This window comes from Haladaptatus sp. HS23 (genome assembly GCF_056892285.1).
Window position 1 is genome coordinate 586176 of sequence record NZ_JBXGLH010000002.1, and the last position, 15934, is coordinate 602109.

The following is a 15934-nucleotide window of genomic DNA, read 5'->3' on the forward strand; positions in this document are numbered from 1 at the left end:
AAAAACTACGAGTAGCACGCTCGGCTATCGGTTCGTAGCAGCCAACTATCCGTGACACCACTCGTCACGTCTCAGTGGTGCCGACCGCTCTCCAACAACCATGAAACGGTATCCAACGACGCCGCACGCCGACGACGCGCCCGCCCTGTTCGAACGAGGCCACCTCTGGATTCAGGAGAAGATAGACGGGGTCGGCGTCCGCTTCCAGTTACAGGAGTCCGGCGTGATTCGCGTCGGCGACCGGGAACGCGTGTACGACCCCGAGGAGATACCCGCTTCGCTCCAGCACCTGATTCGGCACCTCCGGGAGAACCTCGACCGCGAAGCGTTGCGCGCCGCGGTCGGCGACGTCGAATCTGTGGTCTTCTTCGGCGAAGCGACGGTCAAATGCGACATCGATTACGAGTGGGAGCGCGTCCCGTCGTTTTTGGGGTACGACATCTGGGACGGAGACGAAGGGCGGTTTCTTCCGCCGGATGCCGTCGAGAAGGTGTACGAACGCCTCGGACTCCACGCCGTGAACGCCCTCCAGAAGGAGGTCCGGGCGGTCGATTTCGACCCCGACAGCTACGAGATTCCGCGCTCGAACTGGTACGACGGGACGGCGGCGGGCGTCGTCCTCCGAAACAAGACGGGGGGTCGGGCGGAACTCACGGACCAAAACGTGGGAACTGAGGCGGGCGCGGAACCGATGCAGTCGCCCGCCGACGAGGCGGCGAAGGAACTCGCGACCGACCGACGGTTTCGGAGGGTCGCCGCGGAGGTCGAAGGCGGAAATCAGGGAGTCACGGTCGATACCCTGTACGACCGCGTGTTCGAGGACATCGTCCGGGAGGAACGCGACCGACTGTTTCACGACGCCGCCCAGTTCGACGAGCAGGCGTTTCGGTCCGAACTCGCAGCGCTCACGGGAGAGTTCGTGGCGAAGCGGTCGGCATAGTCGTCCCATTCGATAGCGGTTCGGTTGTGAACCAGTTCGCAGATGGAATAGGATGTGTCGTTGAATTTGGGTACTAATTTGGATTTTATGGAGAATTCTCGGTTAGAAGTCGTAATCGGGCGACACGACGAGCAGTGGATTCATGACCGTGCCGCCCATTCTATCCCTCAAGGACCCTCGTTACCGAGGGGGATGGTACAATGACGTCATTTCCCGACAAACGGACGTCGCAGAACGTCGGCGGGTTCGACGCCCTCGTATCGAGTGTAGGTGATGATCCTCAGTCGCTCGCGAAACTGTTCTCGGCGTTGGACGACACGGTATTCGCGTTCGCGTTCCGGCACGAGGAACCCCTGTCGTGGTGGTCCGACCGAGTGACCGACCTGACCGATCGTTCCGATACCGACCTCGCCGCACAGCGGGCCGGTGCCCTCGTGACCGAGTCCGACCGCGAACGCTTCGACGCCGCGTGTACCTCGGCGCTCGACGAGGGCGAAGCCACCGTCTCCGTCGGCTTTGCCACGGCAGGCGAACGGGAACGTTCCGGGGACTGCCACTTTGTTCGACTTTCCGAAAGTGACCGCCTCTTCGTCGCCGTCGAGATGGACGAGGAACCAACCGAACGGACGGCGCACGAGCGCGACCTCGAACGGTACGAAACGATATTCGAAACCGTCGACGACGGTATTTACGCGCTGGACGACGATTTCTATCTCCTCGCCGTCAACGGGGCGATGGAGGAGTTGACGGGGTACGATCGGGACGAACTCGTCGGCGCACACGGGTCGCTCATATCTGACGAGAAACACGTCTCGGAAGCGTTTCGACAGCGTGAGCTCCTTCTCGACGGTGAGAAGGACGTCGGCACGTACGAAATCGAAATTCGGAGGGCCGACGGCGAGACGGTTCCCGTCGAAGTGCGATTCACGTCGCTTCCATCCGAGGACGGCACGTTCGAGGGAACGGTCGGAGTCATGCGCGACATATCGGAACGGACCGAGCGCGAACGGCGTCTCCAACTCGAACGCGACCGGGTCGCGGCGTTGTTCGATGATTCGGGTGACGCGACGGCCTACTGCGAGTACGAAGGCGACGTTCCGACCATCAGAGCGGTGAACGCCGCGTTCGAGCGGACGTTCGGCTACCCCGAAGACGAGATGGTCGGCCGCCCGATAGACGACGTCGTTCTGCCGTCGGAACTCGCCGCGGAAGGGGAAGTCATCAATCGCCGGGTGAAGAAGGGAGAGTACATCGAGGACGAAGTCAGGCGCGAAACGGCCGACGGCGTCCGGGACTTCTTCCTGCGGTCGATTCCGGTTCACCCCGGCGAGTCCGGTGAGCGGTCATACGCCGTGTACACCGACATCACCGAACGGAAGGAGCGCAAGCGCGAACTCGAAGAAACCAAGACGCGCCTCGAATCGCTCGTCGAGAACGTTCCGGTCATCCTGTTCGCACTCGATTCCGATGGACGGTACACGCTTACCGAGGGTCGTGGGTTGTCGGCGTTCGACGCATCCCCGGGTGTGGCTGTCGGTGAGTCGATATTCGACATGCTATCGGAGTATCCCGATATTATCGGCGACGTACGGCGGGCACTCGGGGGTCAACGAGTCAACGCCGTCTACGAACTGGATGACCAGTACTTCGAGACGTGGTACCAACCGATGCGCGACGAAGATGACGAAGTGACGGATGTCATCGGCGTCTCGATGGACGTCACGGCCCGGATGCGCCACGAGCAGGCTCTCACGGCGTTACACAGCGCGACACAGGAGATGCTCGAAGCGTCATCGACCGAAGAAGTGGCACGAATCGCCGCCGACGCGGGTGCGTCGGTGCTCGACCTCCCCGGCGTCGTCGTCTTCCTCTTCGACGAGGAGACGAACACGTTGGTCCCGACGGCCCATTCGGACGACGTCCCACCGCTCGTCGGCCCACCAGTTCCCTTCGAGGCGGGCGAGAGCATCACGTGGCAGGTGTTCGCCACGGGTGAGACGCAGGTGTTCGACGACGTTCGCGAGTCCGAACACGTGTACAACCCGGAGACGCGTCTCCGGAGCGGGCTGTACGTCCCGCTCGGGAACCACGGGGTGTTCATGTCCGTCGACGACGAAACGGGGACGTTCGAAGCGGACGCCATCGAACTGGCAACTCTCTTCGCCGCCACGACGCAGGCCGCGCTCGACCGGGTGAGCCGAGAGACCGCGCTCCGCAAACGGGAGCGCGAACTCGAAGAACAGGCTGCACGCCTCGAACGCCTCCACGAGACGACGGAACTGCTCCGCGACATCGAACACCTGCTCGTCCTCGCGGACTCGCGCTCGGACGTCGTGGACGAGGTGTGTGAGCGTCTCGCCGCGACCGACCGATTCTCCATGGCGTGGGTCGGCACCTTCGACGAGGCGGCATCGAAGGTCGTCCCGGAAGCGTGGTCCGGGATGGAACGTGGGTATTTGGACAGCGTTTCCTTGGAGTTGGAGACGGACTCGACGGCGGTGGAACCGGCGGTGCGTACGGTGAAAAACGGCTCCCTCACGAGCGTGACGAACGTCGCCGGAGGCGTCCAACGCGAGGCGTGGCGGTTCGAAGCGCTCACGCGAGGGTATCAGTCGGTTATCGGAATCCCGCTCGTCTACCGGGATTACTCCTACGGCGTTCTGATGGTGTATGCGACGCGCTCGAACGCGTTCGACGCGCTCTCACAGGCGGTGTTCGCCGAACTCGGGGAGACCATCGCGTACGCCATCGACGCCCTCGAAACGAAGCGTGGCCTGTTGACCGACCGGAGTATCGAACTCGACTTCCGGGTCACCGGTTCCGACGACTTGCTCCAACGACTCGCCACGAGTCTCGACTGCCGAGTCACGTACGAAGGCATCGTCACCGACGAGGAGAGGGACCACCTCTTCATCACCGTTCACGAGGCGGATGTCGATGCAGTCGAGGCGTATCTGAGTGAAGTCATCACGGTGGAACGCAGTCGCCCCGTCACCGAACGCGACGACGAGGCGTTGTTCGAACTCACGGTGACGGAGTCGCTCATTCCGTCGGTGTTCGGAGAACGGGGTGCGGTTCCCGAGTCGATAACCGCCACCGAGGAGCGAATCCGGGCGGTCGTTACCGTCCCGCCCACGACGGAGGTCCGGGAACTCGTCGAGACGCTCCGAACGCGTTATCCGGGGCTCGAACTCGCCGCACGGCGCGACCGCGAACGGCCGGTACAGACGGTTCAGACGTGCCGTGCGGCCTTCGAAGAGGGGCTCACCGACCGGCAGCAACAGGTGCTGAAGACGGCCTACTTGAGCGGCTTTTTCGACTCGCCTCGCGGCACCACCGGGCGAGAAGTCGCGAAGTCGCTCGATATCACTCAACCGACGTTCATCAACCATCTCCGAATCGCACAGCGGAAGTTGTTCGACCGGCTCTACGAGACCGAGTAGCTAGATATCTAGTGTCGACCTCGCCATGGTACTGCATAGCTAGCTGGAATCGCTTTACCGATACTTGTTCTGCTTCCGGTCGTGGAACGCATGAGTGAACGAGGAACTACTGCCACTATAGCTGTCGAAGACGGACGCGTCAGCGAGGCCGTGATACGTGCCGTCGCCGACGTCGCCGAAGCCGATCCCGCCCGTATCACACCGCTATACGACATCATCGACCCGGACGCGCTCGACAGGCTATTCCGACCGACCCCATCTGTAACGCGGAACGTCGAATCCAGCGTTTGCTTTACCATGGCCGGTTGCGAAGTGGTGGTTTCCGACAACCGAACGGTAACTGCCACACTCCTCTCGCAAGTAGAGGCATGAACGATACCCCCGGCATAGAGGAGCGGGATGGTCGTTGCGATGACACCATCACTCGGTCCGTGACGCCCGTCTGTTCCCACTGCGATACGCCCATCGACACCACCACTTGGTACCCCATCGTTACGGAAACGAAAGAGGACGGAGCGGTCGTCCTCCACTCGTTCTGCGACGAGACGTGTCAAGCGGCGTGGAGCCACCGATGAACCTCCGCTCGGCGTCCCCAGCGATTCGCTCGGCAGCGACTCACTCACCCCCTACCCAACCATGACGATTACCAGCGACGAACGAACCGAAGAACTCCAGTGTACCGAATACTCCGACGGGGCGGGTCGGGTCGTAATGATGTACGACCCGAAGAACTCGAACGCGTGGATTCGCTCCTGCGTGACCGCACCCGTCGAACGCTGACCACCGACCGATAGTGCCCAGACGGGTCGGCTATCGGCGACAGCAAGTCGGCAGTCACCGCGTGATTTCCATCCCGAGCGCTTCTCCGGCGACGGTCCAGTCCGCGTCGCCGAGGCTGTAGTGGCGAACCTCCGGCGTCGTCCACGACCCATCGACGCAGACGGCACTGATCTCACAGCGTCGTATCCCCTCGTGTCGTGGCTCGATTTCGAGGCGGAAGCGGTCGTCGGGCATGTAGTCGATGGGGCTGGCCGGACCTTCGAACGCCTGCCCGTTCTTGAGTTCGATTCGGACGTGATTCCCCAACGTCACGAGTTCCAGCGTTTCGGTAAACGACTCCATAGCAAGAGCGTACACGCGACGGACGCGAGTAAACGTTGCGATTCCATTATTATTATTCGTGATAAATGTCGCGGCGAACGAACACACGAACCTTGATTACGCCGGGACGAAACGGTTCGAGAAATGAGCGACGGGGAGACGAACATCCGGGCGCTTTCCGAGACGACGATTCAGCGAATCGCGGCGGGGGAGGTGGTCGAACGGCCGTCCTCGGTGGTTAAGGAACTGGTCGAAAACAGCCTCGACGCCGACGCCTCACGGGTTTCGGTGCGGGTCGACGGCGGCGGAACGGAGCGAATCGCGGTCACGGACGACGGCATCGGGATGAGCAGGGAGGACGTCCAAACCGCCGTAGAGGAACACACGACGAGCAAGATTCGGGACATCGACGACCTCGAATCGGGAGTCACGACTCTCGGCTTTCGCGGCGAGGCGCTGTACACCATCGGCGGGGTGTCGCGGACCAAAATCCGAACGAAACCGAGAGACGGCGACACGGGGACCGAACTCCGTCTCGTCGGCGGCGACGTCGAGGGACTGGGACCGGCAGGGTGTCCTGAGGGAACGACGGTGGAAGTGAAAGACCTCTTTTTCAACACCCCCGCCCGTCGAAAGTACCTGAAAACCGATTCCACGGAGTTTGCCCACGTCAACCGCGTCGTCACGCAGTACGCGCTGGCGAACGCGGACGTGGCGTTCTCGCTGGAACACGACGGGCGCGAAGTGTTCTCGACCACGGGGCAGGGGAACCTCCAGTCCACGATTCTGTCGGTGTACGGCCGGGACGTCGCCACGTCGATGATTTCGCTGGACGGCGGGGACGCCGTGGACGTTTCGGGCTACGTCAGTCACCCCGAGACGACCAGAAGCACCCGCGAGTACGTCGCGACCTACGTCAACGGACGGTACGTCCGCTCCTCGGTGGTTCGGGAAGCCATCCTCGACGCCTACGGCAACCAACTCGCGCCGGACCGCTACCCGTTCGCGGTCCTCTTCCTCGACGTGCCCGGCGACTCCGTGGACGTGAACGTCCACCCGCGAAAGATGGAAGTCAGGTTCGGCGACGAAGCGCGGGTGAAGACGGCGGTCCGTGACGCCGTTACCGACGCACTCCTCGACGACGGTTTGGTCCGGGCGTCCGCTCCGCGCGGTCGTTCGGCACCCGACGAAACGAACGTGACCCCTGAACCCGTACAGTCGGAACTCGGGGAGGACGAAGGAGCGGACGAGGAGACGATGGACGCGAGGGCGGCCGATTCGGAGACGACCCCACAACCGGGGTCACGGAACGTCTCGTCCGGTTCCCAAGGTACTGACCCCACGGACGCGAATGCGACGCAATCGGGCCGGACGTCGTTAGGGGGCAGCGATTCGGCCACCGAGCGGACCGCGACGGAATCCCGGACGGAGTCGGTGTCCGACGACGATTCGGCAGCGAATGAGACGACGCCGGGTGACTCAGCGAGCGAGCGGAGCTTCGCGGCGGAATCTTCGACGGGCGAGCGTTCGACGGACAACCCTCCATCCCGCAATCCGGAACGGAAGTTCAGCGCACCGACGGCGGCGACGACGCTCTCCGAAACGGACGAGGGAGGAGTGGAAGGGTCGGACGAACGTTCGTACGAGCGACTGCCGAGCATGCGGATACTCGGCCAACTCCACGACACATACGTCGTCGCCGAAACCGACGACGGGTTGGTGCTCATCGACCAGCACGCCGCCGACGAGCGGGTGAACTACGAACGGCTCTGTCGACAGTTCGCGGGCGAGACGACCACGCAAGTCCTCGCGTCGTCAGTCGAACTCGAACTGACGGCAGCCGAAGCGGCGCTGTTCGAGGAGTATCGAGAGGCGCTGGCGCGCCTGGGTTTTCACGCCGCGCTCGTCGGAGACAGGAGCGTCGAGGTGACGACCGTTCCCGCCGTCTTCGAGGAGACGCTTTCGCCGGACCTCCTGCGAGACGTCCTCTCCGAGTTCATCTCGGCCGATTCGGAAACCGAGACCACGTCCGCGGAGGCGGTCGCGGACGAACTCATCTCCGATTTGGCGTGTTATCCGTCGATAACCGGCAACACGTCGCTCCGGGAGGGGGACGTGGTGAGCCTCCTCGCGGCGCTCGACGAGTGTGAAAACCCCTACGCCTGTCCGCACGGCCGACCGGTAGTCATCGAGTTCAATCGCGGAGAGATAGAGGACCGATTCGAACGTGATTATCCCGGCCACGCCGGACGACGTGCCGAGTGAACCCCACATGTTTACAACCCGAGACTATCCGTTTTCGGACCCGTAAGGATAACTTTCATATCGGCTGGCCGAATGGAGCCACAGTATGGCACGCGGGACGAGTCAGGGAGGACTCACCGACGCAATACGATACGACATCGCACAGTTACACACCGGATGGATGGCACTGTTCTTCCCGCGACAGAGACAGCAGGCCCACTCGGTCCTCGGAAAGTGGAAACCACAGAGTACGACGGGGAAAGTCGCCTACAGCGTCTGGAGCGTGGTCGGAACGCTCGTCGTCGCCCTGCTCTATCCGTTCGTCCTGTTCGGCTTCGCGGTGCGCTACTACACGAGCAAAATCGACCGGACGGCGGCGAGTCTCGGCGTCCTCGGCGTCGTCTTGCTCTCGGCCGTCGTCTGGGGCGGATTGGCCGCACTGGCGCGGTATCGTTTCTCGACGGAAGGGTTCTACGCCGTCGCCGCCGCCGGTGGTGTGGCGACGGCCGCGGCGGTGTTCTCGTACCTCACCAGTCGATACGGCGGCCGAATAACGACGGTGCTGTTCGCCTACCCGTCCGGCATGACGGCCATCTTCCTGCCGCCGGTCGTCGCGGCGCTGTACTCGCCGACGCTCTCGAACGTGATCTTCCCCAACAGCACGAACCTCGCGGTGTGGTTGCTGAACAACGTCCTCACCTACCGGGGTATCGACGAGATACTGCGGGCGCGCTTCGAACTCGAAGGACTCGCCTACGTCGGCATGTGGTTCGGTATCGCCGTGCCGGTCGGTTGGGTCCTCGGATTCTTAGTTACGCTGGCGAATCTCATGCGCCCGAAATCGGAGTAAGGCTTTTCGTCCGGTCGGCGAACTGTGCGACATGGAGTTCAACTTACCTGCGACCGTCGGAGCACTGGTGGTCATCGTCGCTATCGGTACCGCGGGCCTCATCGGGATGGGAGCCATGGCGACGAGTACGGTACTGATGATGGTGGCACCCTCGATGCTGGTGTTCGGCCTGATAGCGCTCTTTATCGGCGTGAAACACGGAGAATATCGGGCGACGCGATAACGAACCGACTCACTCGACCCGTCCGACCGCGAGGATGTGATTCGACAGGTCGGCAATCGTTGGGTCCTCCCGAAGCGTCCGAACGATATCGGCGACGGTTCCCTGCGCTTCCCCGTCGATTTTCTCGATATTCGCCCCGAAGTTCGAGGCCGGGCCTTCGAGTCCGGCGACGACGTCGACGGCGATTCCGTGGTTTTCGAGGAGACGGCGAAGTTCGTCCGCGCGGAAGAAGTGACACTCGACGAACGACGGGTCGTCGATACCGTGTTTTTCGAGCAGTTCCGGCGAGTAGTCCCGCGATTCGACCACGTCGGGCAGTTGTCGAACTCCCGCCTCGAAGCCCGGCGCGCTCTTGATGAGGTTCTGAACGACGGCGACGAACCCCATTACGGAGACGAAGACGGGGGACCCCTGTTCGGTGACTCGACGGAGGTCCCGAACCGCCGCGTCCCGCTCCTCGGCGTCGATGACGTGCGAGAGCGGGCCGCCGAGACAGAGCGCGGCGTCGAACCGATTCTCCGAGAGCGGCAACTCCCGGATGTCGCCCCGCTGGACGGTGACGCGGGATTCGAGGCCGCGTTCCGCGACGCGCCGCTCCGCGATTGCGACTTGTTCCGCCGAAAGGTCGAGCAAGGTCACGTCGTATCCTCTCTCCGCCAACCAAATCGAGTACCGTCCCGCGGCCCCGCCAGCGTCGAGGACGCGCCCCGATTCGGGCAGGTACTGGCCGAGGTAGTCGGTCGTGTTCTCGAATTCGAGGGCGTTCTTGAACGACTCTTCGAGGCGCTCCCACTCCCCTTCACCGAGTCGGTCGTAGTAGTTCGCGGGGTCGATACGGTTCCGCGGGTCGTTCGTCATTCGATATGTCGATGGGAATGGAGAAACAAAAGCGATTTTTGTGTAGTGGTATCGTTTGACGCACTCGGCGTCGAAACGAATCCCGGCCAGCGACGGCGAACGGACGTGAGCCGAGAGATAGACCGGTGGCGAAACCACCGAAATCAGCGACACGACCGCCAGAAACGAACGATCGGTACGACGACTGAATCCACAAATGAAACGACCCTGAAAATCAGCGAGCGACACAACCGTCCGTCGCTAGCTCACCCACCGAAAGACCTGCGGTCTTTCGAGCCATCACAATTGCGGGGCGATTGTGAGACACCGGAAAATCGGAGATTTTCCGGGCCGACGACTGAATGAAGACGAACGACTCGCGCCGCGAGTCGTTCGTCGAAATAAGGGAGGAGCGCTTTTGATGAACGTTTTACAGGGAGACAGTCAGTTCGCCCGCGATTTCGCGGGCGAACTGGCCTTCGACCGTTGTAAAACGTTCTACATGTAACCGAGGTCACGCAGGCGTTCCATCAGGTCCTCTTTGTCCTGTGCGCGGCCTGCGCGCTCGGTGGTGTTCTCCATGTCCTGCAACCAAGCCGGTTCCTGGTCGCTCTTCTCGGTGCTGATTTCGCTGCCGAGCGAGCGGAACCCTTCGAAGTACTTGGGCGAGACGGGGATGTCGTCCTGCGAGAGGTCGTTCGGCAGGTCGTCGAATCCTTGCGGGACGTAGCCGTCGTCGGGGTAGCCCTCCACCGTGTCCGGGACGACGAAGTACCAGAACGCGTCCCAGACCGCGGGTTCGTCGAAGTGGAGGATGGGTTGAATGCGGTCGTGCGGCGGATAGATTTCGGGGTCGTGGCGCGGGCTGAAGAACGTCTCGTCGGCGCGGGCTTCCTGCTCGTCCCAGCGGACGCCCGAGATGACGCCGTCCACGTCGTACTCTTCGAGCGCGTCGTTGAGCGCGACGGTCTTCAGCAGGTGGTTGCCCACGTACGTGTCGAGGAGGAACGGGAACGTGTCGTCCTCGTATTCGAGGAGGTCACGAACGTGGTGCTGGTTGTGCTCCGAGAGCGCGTCGATTTCGATATCGTCACCGGGTTCAAGGTCGTGTTCGTCGACGTAACCGCCCACGTCCTCGTTGCGGGCGTAGATGACTTCGAGGTCCCATTCGTCGGCCCAGTAGTCCACGAAGTCGTGGATCTCCTGGAAGTGCTGGTAGTGGTCGATGAACACTGCCGGGGGGACTTCGAGGTCGTAGCGCTCCGCGACTTCCTTGATGAAGTACAGCGTGAGCGTCGAGTCCTTGCCGCCGGTCCACATGACCGCCGGGTTTTCGTACTCTTCGAGACCCTTGCGAGTGACGTCTATCGCCTTCTCGATTTTGTCTTCGAGCGAGGGATAGTCCTCGGGGTTCTCGCCTTCGCCGTCCGTGTAATCCACGTCGAGATAGTTGGGGAAGTCGTTTGGCATGACGTGTAATTACATATAATTAGGTCGCTAAAGTGCTTTTCGGCTCGTCGTGAGGAACCGTTTAAAATAATCGCCCTGACACGTCTCGTTTTCGAGCAGTAGCTACACGAAGGGGGAACACGGATAAAAATCGAACGGCTGATTCGTGCGTTTTCACGCCACAGGGGCGTGTATGAAGAGATTCCGAACGGGGAGATGGCGACGGATTAGCTGATGAACTTGTTGTCGCGCCAGTTCACGCCGCTGGACGACGAGTTTTCATTGCGGGGTCCTTCGACGACTTCGATGGACGCCGGTCGGTCGTCGCCGTCGACGATCCGGGTGGCTTCGAGGTCGCCACCGACTTCCGAGATGGCGGTCAGCGTCCCCTTTTCGGCTTTTCGCGCGATGGTGCAGAGCACCTGGAACATCGGATACTGGACCGCGGTGTTTTGGAGCACCGTCTCGCGGTCACCCTTGAACGCGGCCATCTCGATGAGTTCGCCCGTCGGTTCCTCCTCCTCTTCTTCCTCCGGCGTTCCCCATCGAGGCGCGTTACGTCGTGCCTCTTCCTCCTCGGTAAAGACGCGCGTCTCGGAGACGCTCGCTTTGAGCTGTGCAGTCGGCGTGTACTTGCTGATGCTTTCGTCCGTCGAGACTGCGCTGATGATGAGGGTGTTGTTCCGGCGGGTGATATCGACGCTGTCGATTCCATCCGGTAGGTCTGGGTCGCTTTCGAAGTAGTCGTAAACGGTTTCAAGCGGCAATTCGAGCGTCGAATGTAGTCGGTATACCTGGCTCATTTGTAGTCGTGGGTTCCGTCTCCCGTCGGCGGTACGTATTTGTATACGCGCCCCGCACTTATAGGGTCTACTCTTTGCGCTGCGTGTGCAACCCGCGGACTGATGTCAGTCCGCTCGAAGTGTCGATTCGAGTTCATTTCGTTCTTCCATCTCCGCGAGGATGTCGCTCCCACCGATGAATTCGCCGTCTACGTACGTCTGTGGGATGGTTTCCCATCCGCTGTGACCCGACAGCGCTTCGCGGTACGCGTCTAGGTTATCGAGTACGTTCACCGTCTCGAATTTCTCACCGCGATGTTTGTCGAGGAGTTCGACCGCGCGCATGGAGAAGCCACACTGCGGCATGAGCCGCGTCCCCTTCATGAATAGCACCACGTCCTCGTCCGCGATTACCGAATCAACCCGTTCCTCGACTTCCTCGGCGGATAACTCCTCGCCGGGTGTGAAGGTCATACGTTTGCGTAGGCACCCACGCCGCAAAGAAGTTGCGCCCGCGTCACGACGTGCCGTGGACGGGACGGTAACGAGCGAAGGACGAGTCGGTATTCTCGATGGTCGTCACCCGTTCCCCGTCGACGACGACGGTAATCGTATCGTAATCGCGCGGCACCGTCATGCTCGCGTCGATGGTCGTTCGGGGTTGGCAACCCTCCGGCGCGGGTCCTTTCTTCGCCGATGCGGCGCGGTCGGGACTGGTCTCGATACGGAGGAAATAATCCCCGTTCGCGCTCGGGTCGAGCGACGCGTTCACGTCGACGGCCGTCGTCTCGTGTGCGACGGTGTAGTTGAACGAGACGGCCATCACGTCGTGAATCGGTTGTTGGCCGACCCAACCGGTGGATTGCGGAGCAGGTCCACAGCCAGTTCCCGAGGAGAAAGAGAGGGATTCGGTGGGCGTCGAAGCGCCGGCCCCTGCGAGTCCGAACAGCGATGGCCCGGCAGATCCGATGACGAGGCCGATTACCACCCCGACGACGAGGGTTCCGAGGAGAACCCGTCCGGTAATCATACCTGACGGTACCGGTCGGAAGATAAGTACTTTCTGTCGAGTTCGCCGCGCTACTCTTCGCTTCCGACGCCGATGACCTGCACCAGCGAGTAGATGGGAACGCCGTCCAATTCCTCGATGCCGCGCTTGTCGGCGAGGACGATGCAGGCGACCGGGTCGCCGCCGCGGTCCTTGATGGCCTCGATGGTCTCGGTCATCGTCGTCCCGCTGGTGATGGTGTCGTCCACGACGTAGCACTCGCGGTCCCGAATCTGAGCGAAGTTACGCGAGAAGGTACCACCGTTCTCGTCGATGTCGCCTTCCTCCCACTGGTGTTTCCGCGGCGCGTAGGTGCCGAGGTCGGTTTCGAGTTCGCGGGCCACCGTCGTCGCGAGCGGCGCGCCGGCCTTCTCGATGCCGATGGTCAGGTCGACCTCCTCGCCGTGTTTCGACAGCATGTCGGCCATCGCCGCGCCGACGTGCGAGAGGCGGGTGCTGTCGCGCCCGATGGCGCTCCAATCGACGTGGATGTCCTGCGTGCCGCCCTTCGGTTCGGGAGTCGGCGCGCTGCCGCTCCGTTCGACCAACCAACTCGCCGTCTCGCGCGAGACGTTCAGTTCGTCAGCGATTTCGCCCTTCGAGAGACCGCGCTCTGCCAGCTCGGCCGCGCTCTCGATGAGGTCGTCAACGTTCTTCATACTCGTAGAATTTCATCGCGGCCTTTATTGTCGTTTCGTCGTCCGCAAATGCGTCCGTGAGGTTCGATGAATCGTAGATGCCGGTCACGAGGTCGTCCAATAGCCACTCCGGAAGCGAAGCGAGCGTCTCCGTGGCGGCCTCGAAATGGTGGTAGCCGGAGTTGACGCTCCCGACGAGCGCCTTGTTGTGCATCACGAGTTCGCGGTGAAGGTTCCCGCCATCCACCTCGAAGGACCACGAGTCGGGAACGCCGAGGAGCGCCGCGACGCCGTTCGGGGCGAGCGCTTCGATGCTCTCGAAGGCGTGAGGAGCGTACCCCGTCGCCTCGAAGACGAAGTCCATCGGTTCGTACGCGTCGGGAATCGCCGAGACGGGCGTCTCGCGCGAGTCGATGTACGTCGCACCCAACTCCTCCATGATGTCGATAGTTCGGTCCGGTCGGTCGCGGCGGCCGAGGCAGTAGAGTCGCTCGACGGAGTCGCCGAGCATCGCCAACGTGAGGAGGCCGAGCGACCCGTTGCCGAGGACGAGCGCGCTCTTCGGGTTCCAGTCGAACGCGGAGCGCGAAGCATAGGCGTGCTCGATGGCCTTCTCGGCGATGCTGATGGGTTCGACCAGAAAGCCCCAGTTGGCGAGTTCGTCCGGGATGGGTAACAGGAACTCCGCTGGACTGGTGAAGTAGTCGCTCATGAAGCCGTGACCGCCGGTGATTCCCCGTTCGACGACGTCGTCCGGCGGGGCCATATCGGGTTCGCCGCGGTCGAAATATTCCGTCGGGCCGTCGGGAAGCGGGCGACGAACGGTCGGGACGACCACGTCGCCTTCCTTGAACGCGGTGCCGTTCGAGTCTTCCACGACACCGACCGCTTCGTGCCCGAGGACGAGGTGATCGTCGTCCGCGGGAAAGCCGCCGTGATGCCCGGCGATGACTTCGTAATCGGTTCCGTCGATGCCTACTCGGAGTGTCCGCACTAAAACCTCGCCGGCGTCCGGTTCCGGGCGTGGTTTTTCGATGACTTCGGGAGCACTCGCGCCGCGCTTGAGTGCGACTGCGTGCATGACAGCCCCTTGCACCCCGGTGTTCAAAACATTTATTCTTTACCGAGTAAATAGTTCAGATGCGAGTGGGCGGCCGTGAGCATCCATGGTATTATGCTCACATCGAACCGGAATCCGGTCCGCTTCGTCGCTTCCGGCCGTCCATGGTTTTCCGACGCACATCCCCCGGAGTCGTCACTCCGTCGTCTCGGCCCCTTCACTGACCACCATTTACGCGGTCATCGTTCGACCGCCACGCGCTCGCCGGTTTCCGCCGACTCGTAAATCGCTTCCACGGCCCGCATATCGACTACTCCGTGTTCTCCGTCGGGTTCCGGGTCGCGCCCCGCGAGGAGACAGTCCGCGAAGTAGTCGAACTCCTCCCGTTCCTCGTCCACGGGCGCGACGGAGAACGCCGCCTCCGTGTCACCGCGCTCGACCGTCAATCCCGCCTCGCCGAAGAACGCTGGGGAGAGAGTCAGTCTCCCTTCGGTTCCCGTGACCGAAAACGAACTTCCCTTCTGGGCGTACTGGCTGGCGACGCAGGCCGCCGCGACGCCGTTGTCGAACGTGACTTCGAACGAAACGTGCTGGTCCACCTCGCCGAAATGTTCGTGTGGACTGCGAGTGGTCCCCTGTGCGCTCACCGGGTCGGCGTCGAGGACGAAGCGCGCGGTGTTCAGCGGATAGATGCCGAGGTCGATGAGTGCCGACCCGCCCGCGAGGTCGGCGTCGAGTCGCCACTGGTTCGAGTCGGGCGAAATCTGCTCGAAGACGTTCTGGCACATCGACCCCTCGACCAGCGCGGGTTCGCCGACGAATCCCTCGCGCACGAGTTCGCGCATCCGACGCACGGCGGGGTTCGTGTGCATTCGATAGCCGACCATCAGCGGAACCCCGGCCTCGTCACAGGCCGCCACCAACCGCTCCGCCCGCGCCACCGAGACTTCCATCGGTTTTTCACATAGCACGGCTTTCCCGAGGTCGGCGGCGGTTTCCACGAATTCGAGGTGGGTCGCGTTGGGCGTGGCGACGTACACCGCATCGTAATCCTCGCTTCCCGCTCCCTCGTGAAATTCCTCGTAGCTCAACGCGCGGTCCGCATCGGTTTCTTCCCCGAGGCGAGCGGCCTTTTCGGAGGAACCGCTGACGAGCGCCCCGATTTCACAGCGGTCGCTGTCCCGAAGCGCCGGGACGACCATCTCGGTCGTGAACCAACCGAGGCCGACGAGCGCAAATCGGACTCGCTCGTTCGGTTCGGAGACGGTCTCCCAGTCGCGCCGGGGGAAGTCGGAGAGGAGGTCTTCGAGCGTCATCCT

Annotated in this window: 17 protein-coding genes; 8 read left to right on the forward strand and 9 right to left on the reverse strand. The window is 62.4% G+C overall.

Going from position 1 to position 15934, the window contains the following annotated elements:
* The first annotated feature begins 100 nt into the window (after positions 1-100).
* The 5 genes from AC1XDK_RS09250 to AC1XDK_RS09270 all read left to right on the forward strand — a co-directional run bounded on the left by AC1XDK_RS09250 (position 101) and on the right by AC1XDK_RS09270 (position 5163).
* Positions 101-940 (forward strand): RNA ligase family protein, encoded by an 840-nt coding sequence (locus tag AC1XDK_RS09250; RefSeq protein ID WP_483349557.1) that lies wholly within the window; start codon positions 101-103, stop codon positions 938-940.
* Between the two features lie 200 nt (positions 941-1140).
* Entirely contained in the window at positions 1141-4383 is a 3243-nt protein-coding gene (locus tag AC1XDK_RS09255) for a PAS domain S-box protein (RefSeq protein ID WP_483349558.1), read from the forward strand.
* Positions 4384-4473: 90 nt separating this feature from the next.
* The gene (locus tag AC1XDK_RS09260; RefSeq protein WP_483349560.1) at positions 4474-4755 is read left to right on the forward strand and encodes a HalOD1 output domain-containing protein; all 282 of its coding nucleotides are present in this window, start codon (positions 4474-4476) and stop codon (positions 4753-4755) included.
* Positions 4752-4958 carry a DUF7576 family protein gene (locus AC1XDK_RS09265; RefSeq protein WP_483349561.1) on the forward strand — a complete coding sequence of 69 codons (207 nt, stop codon included), beginning with the start codon at positions 4752-4754 and terminating at the stop codon, positions 4956-4958. The genes AC1XDK_RS09260 and AC1XDK_RS09265 overlap by 4 nt, the downstream gene beginning before the upstream one ends.
* Positions 4959-5019: 61 nt before the next feature.
* A complete protein-coding gene (locus tag AC1XDK_RS09270) occupies positions 5020-5163 on the forward strand; it encodes a hypothetical protein (RefSeq protein ID WP_483349562.1) in 144 nt (47 codons plus the stop codon).
* 54 nt (positions 5164-5217) lie between these two features.
* On the opposite strand, the gene AC1XDK_RS09275 is transcribed toward AC1XDK_RS09270, so the two are convergent.
* Complete coding sequence (locus AC1XDK_RS09275; protein ID WP_483349563.1) at positions 5218-5505, reverse strand: hypothetical protein; 288 nt, start codon at positions 5503-5505, stop codon at positions 5218-5220.
* Positions 5506-5628: 123 nt separating this feature from the next.
* Here AC1XDK_RS09275 and mutL point away from each other — a divergent pair, with 123 nt between their 5' ends.
* The 3 genes from mutL to AC1XDK_RS09290 all read left to right on the forward strand — a co-directional run bounded on the left by mutL (position 5629) and on the right by AC1XDK_RS09290 (position 8801).
* Entirely contained in the window at positions 5629-7749 is a 2121-nt protein-coding gene (mutL, locus tag AC1XDK_RS09280) for a DNA mismatch repair endonuclease MutL (RefSeq protein ID WP_483349564.1), read from the forward strand.
* Between the two features lie 85 nt (positions 7750-7834).
* Entirely contained in the window at positions 7835-8578 is a 744-nt protein-coding gene (locus AC1XDK_RS09285; RefSeq protein ID WP_483349565.1) for a hypothetical protein, read from the forward strand.
* A 31-nt stretch (positions 8579-8609) separates the two neighbouring features.
* Positions 8610-8801 (forward strand): DUF7333 family protein, encoded by a 192-nt coding sequence (locus AC1XDK_RS09290; protein ID WP_483349566.1) that lies wholly within the window; start codon positions 8610-8612, stop codon positions 8799-8801.
* 9 nt (positions 8802-8810) lie between these two features.
* Here AC1XDK_RS09290 and AC1XDK_RS09295 read toward each other — a convergent pair whose 3' ends face one another.
* The 8 genes from AC1XDK_RS09295 to gfo6 form a co-directional block, all read right to left on the reverse strand.
* Complete coding sequence (locus tag AC1XDK_RS09295; protein ID WP_483349567.1) at positions 8811-9659, reverse strand: class I SAM-dependent methyltransferase; 849 nt, start codon at positions 9657-9659, stop codon at positions 8811-8813.
* A 477-nt stretch (positions 9660-10136) separates the two neighbouring features.
* A complete protein-coding gene (locus AC1XDK_RS09300) occupies positions 10137-11108 on the reverse strand; it encodes a phosphoadenosine phosphosulfate reductase family protein (RefSeq protein ID WP_483349568.1) in 972 nt (323 codons plus the stop codon).
* Between the two features lie 206 nt (positions 11109-11314).
* Positions 11315-11890: a DUF7110 family protein gene (locus AC1XDK_RS09305; protein ID WP_483349570.1), complete on the reverse strand. Its 576-nt coding sequence runs from the start codon at positions 11888-11890 to the stop codon at positions 11315-11317.
* 105 nt (positions 11891-11995) lie between these two features.
* The gene (locus tag AC1XDK_RS09310) at positions 11996-12343 is read right to left on the reverse strand and encodes a glutaredoxin family protein (protein ID WP_483349572.1); all 348 of its coding nucleotides are present in this window, start codon (positions 12341-12343) and stop codon (positions 11996-11998) included.
* A 43-nt stretch (positions 12344-12386) separates the two neighbouring features.
* Positions 12387-12899, reverse strand: a complete 513-nt coding sequence (locus AC1XDK_RS09315) for a hypothetical protein (RefSeq protein WP_483349573.1) — start codon at positions 12897-12899, stop codon at positions 12387-12389.
* 50 nt (positions 12900-12949) lie between these two features.
* Positions 12950-13576 (reverse strand): transcriptional regulator GfcR, encoded by a 627-nt coding sequence (gene gfcR, locus AC1XDK_RS09320; protein ID WP_483349574.1) that lies wholly within the window; start codon positions 13574-13576, stop codon positions 12950-12952.
* On the reverse strand, positions 13563-14636 hold the full coding sequence (locus tag AC1XDK_RS09325; RefSeq protein ID WP_483349575.1) for a glucose 1-dehydrogenase: 1074 nt from the start codon (positions 14634-14636) through the stop codon (positions 13563-13565). The genes gfcR and AC1XDK_RS09325 overlap by 14 nt, the downstream gene beginning before the upstream one ends.
* Positions 14637-14854: 218 nt before the next feature.
* Positions 14855-15931 carry a D-xylose 1-dehydrogenase Gfo6 gene (gfo6, locus tag AC1XDK_RS09330; RefSeq protein WP_483349576.1) on the reverse strand — a complete coding sequence of 359 codons (1077 nt, stop codon included), beginning with the start codon at positions 15929-15931 and terminating at the stop codon, positions 14855-14857.
* Positions 15932-15934: the final 3 nt, after the last annotated feature.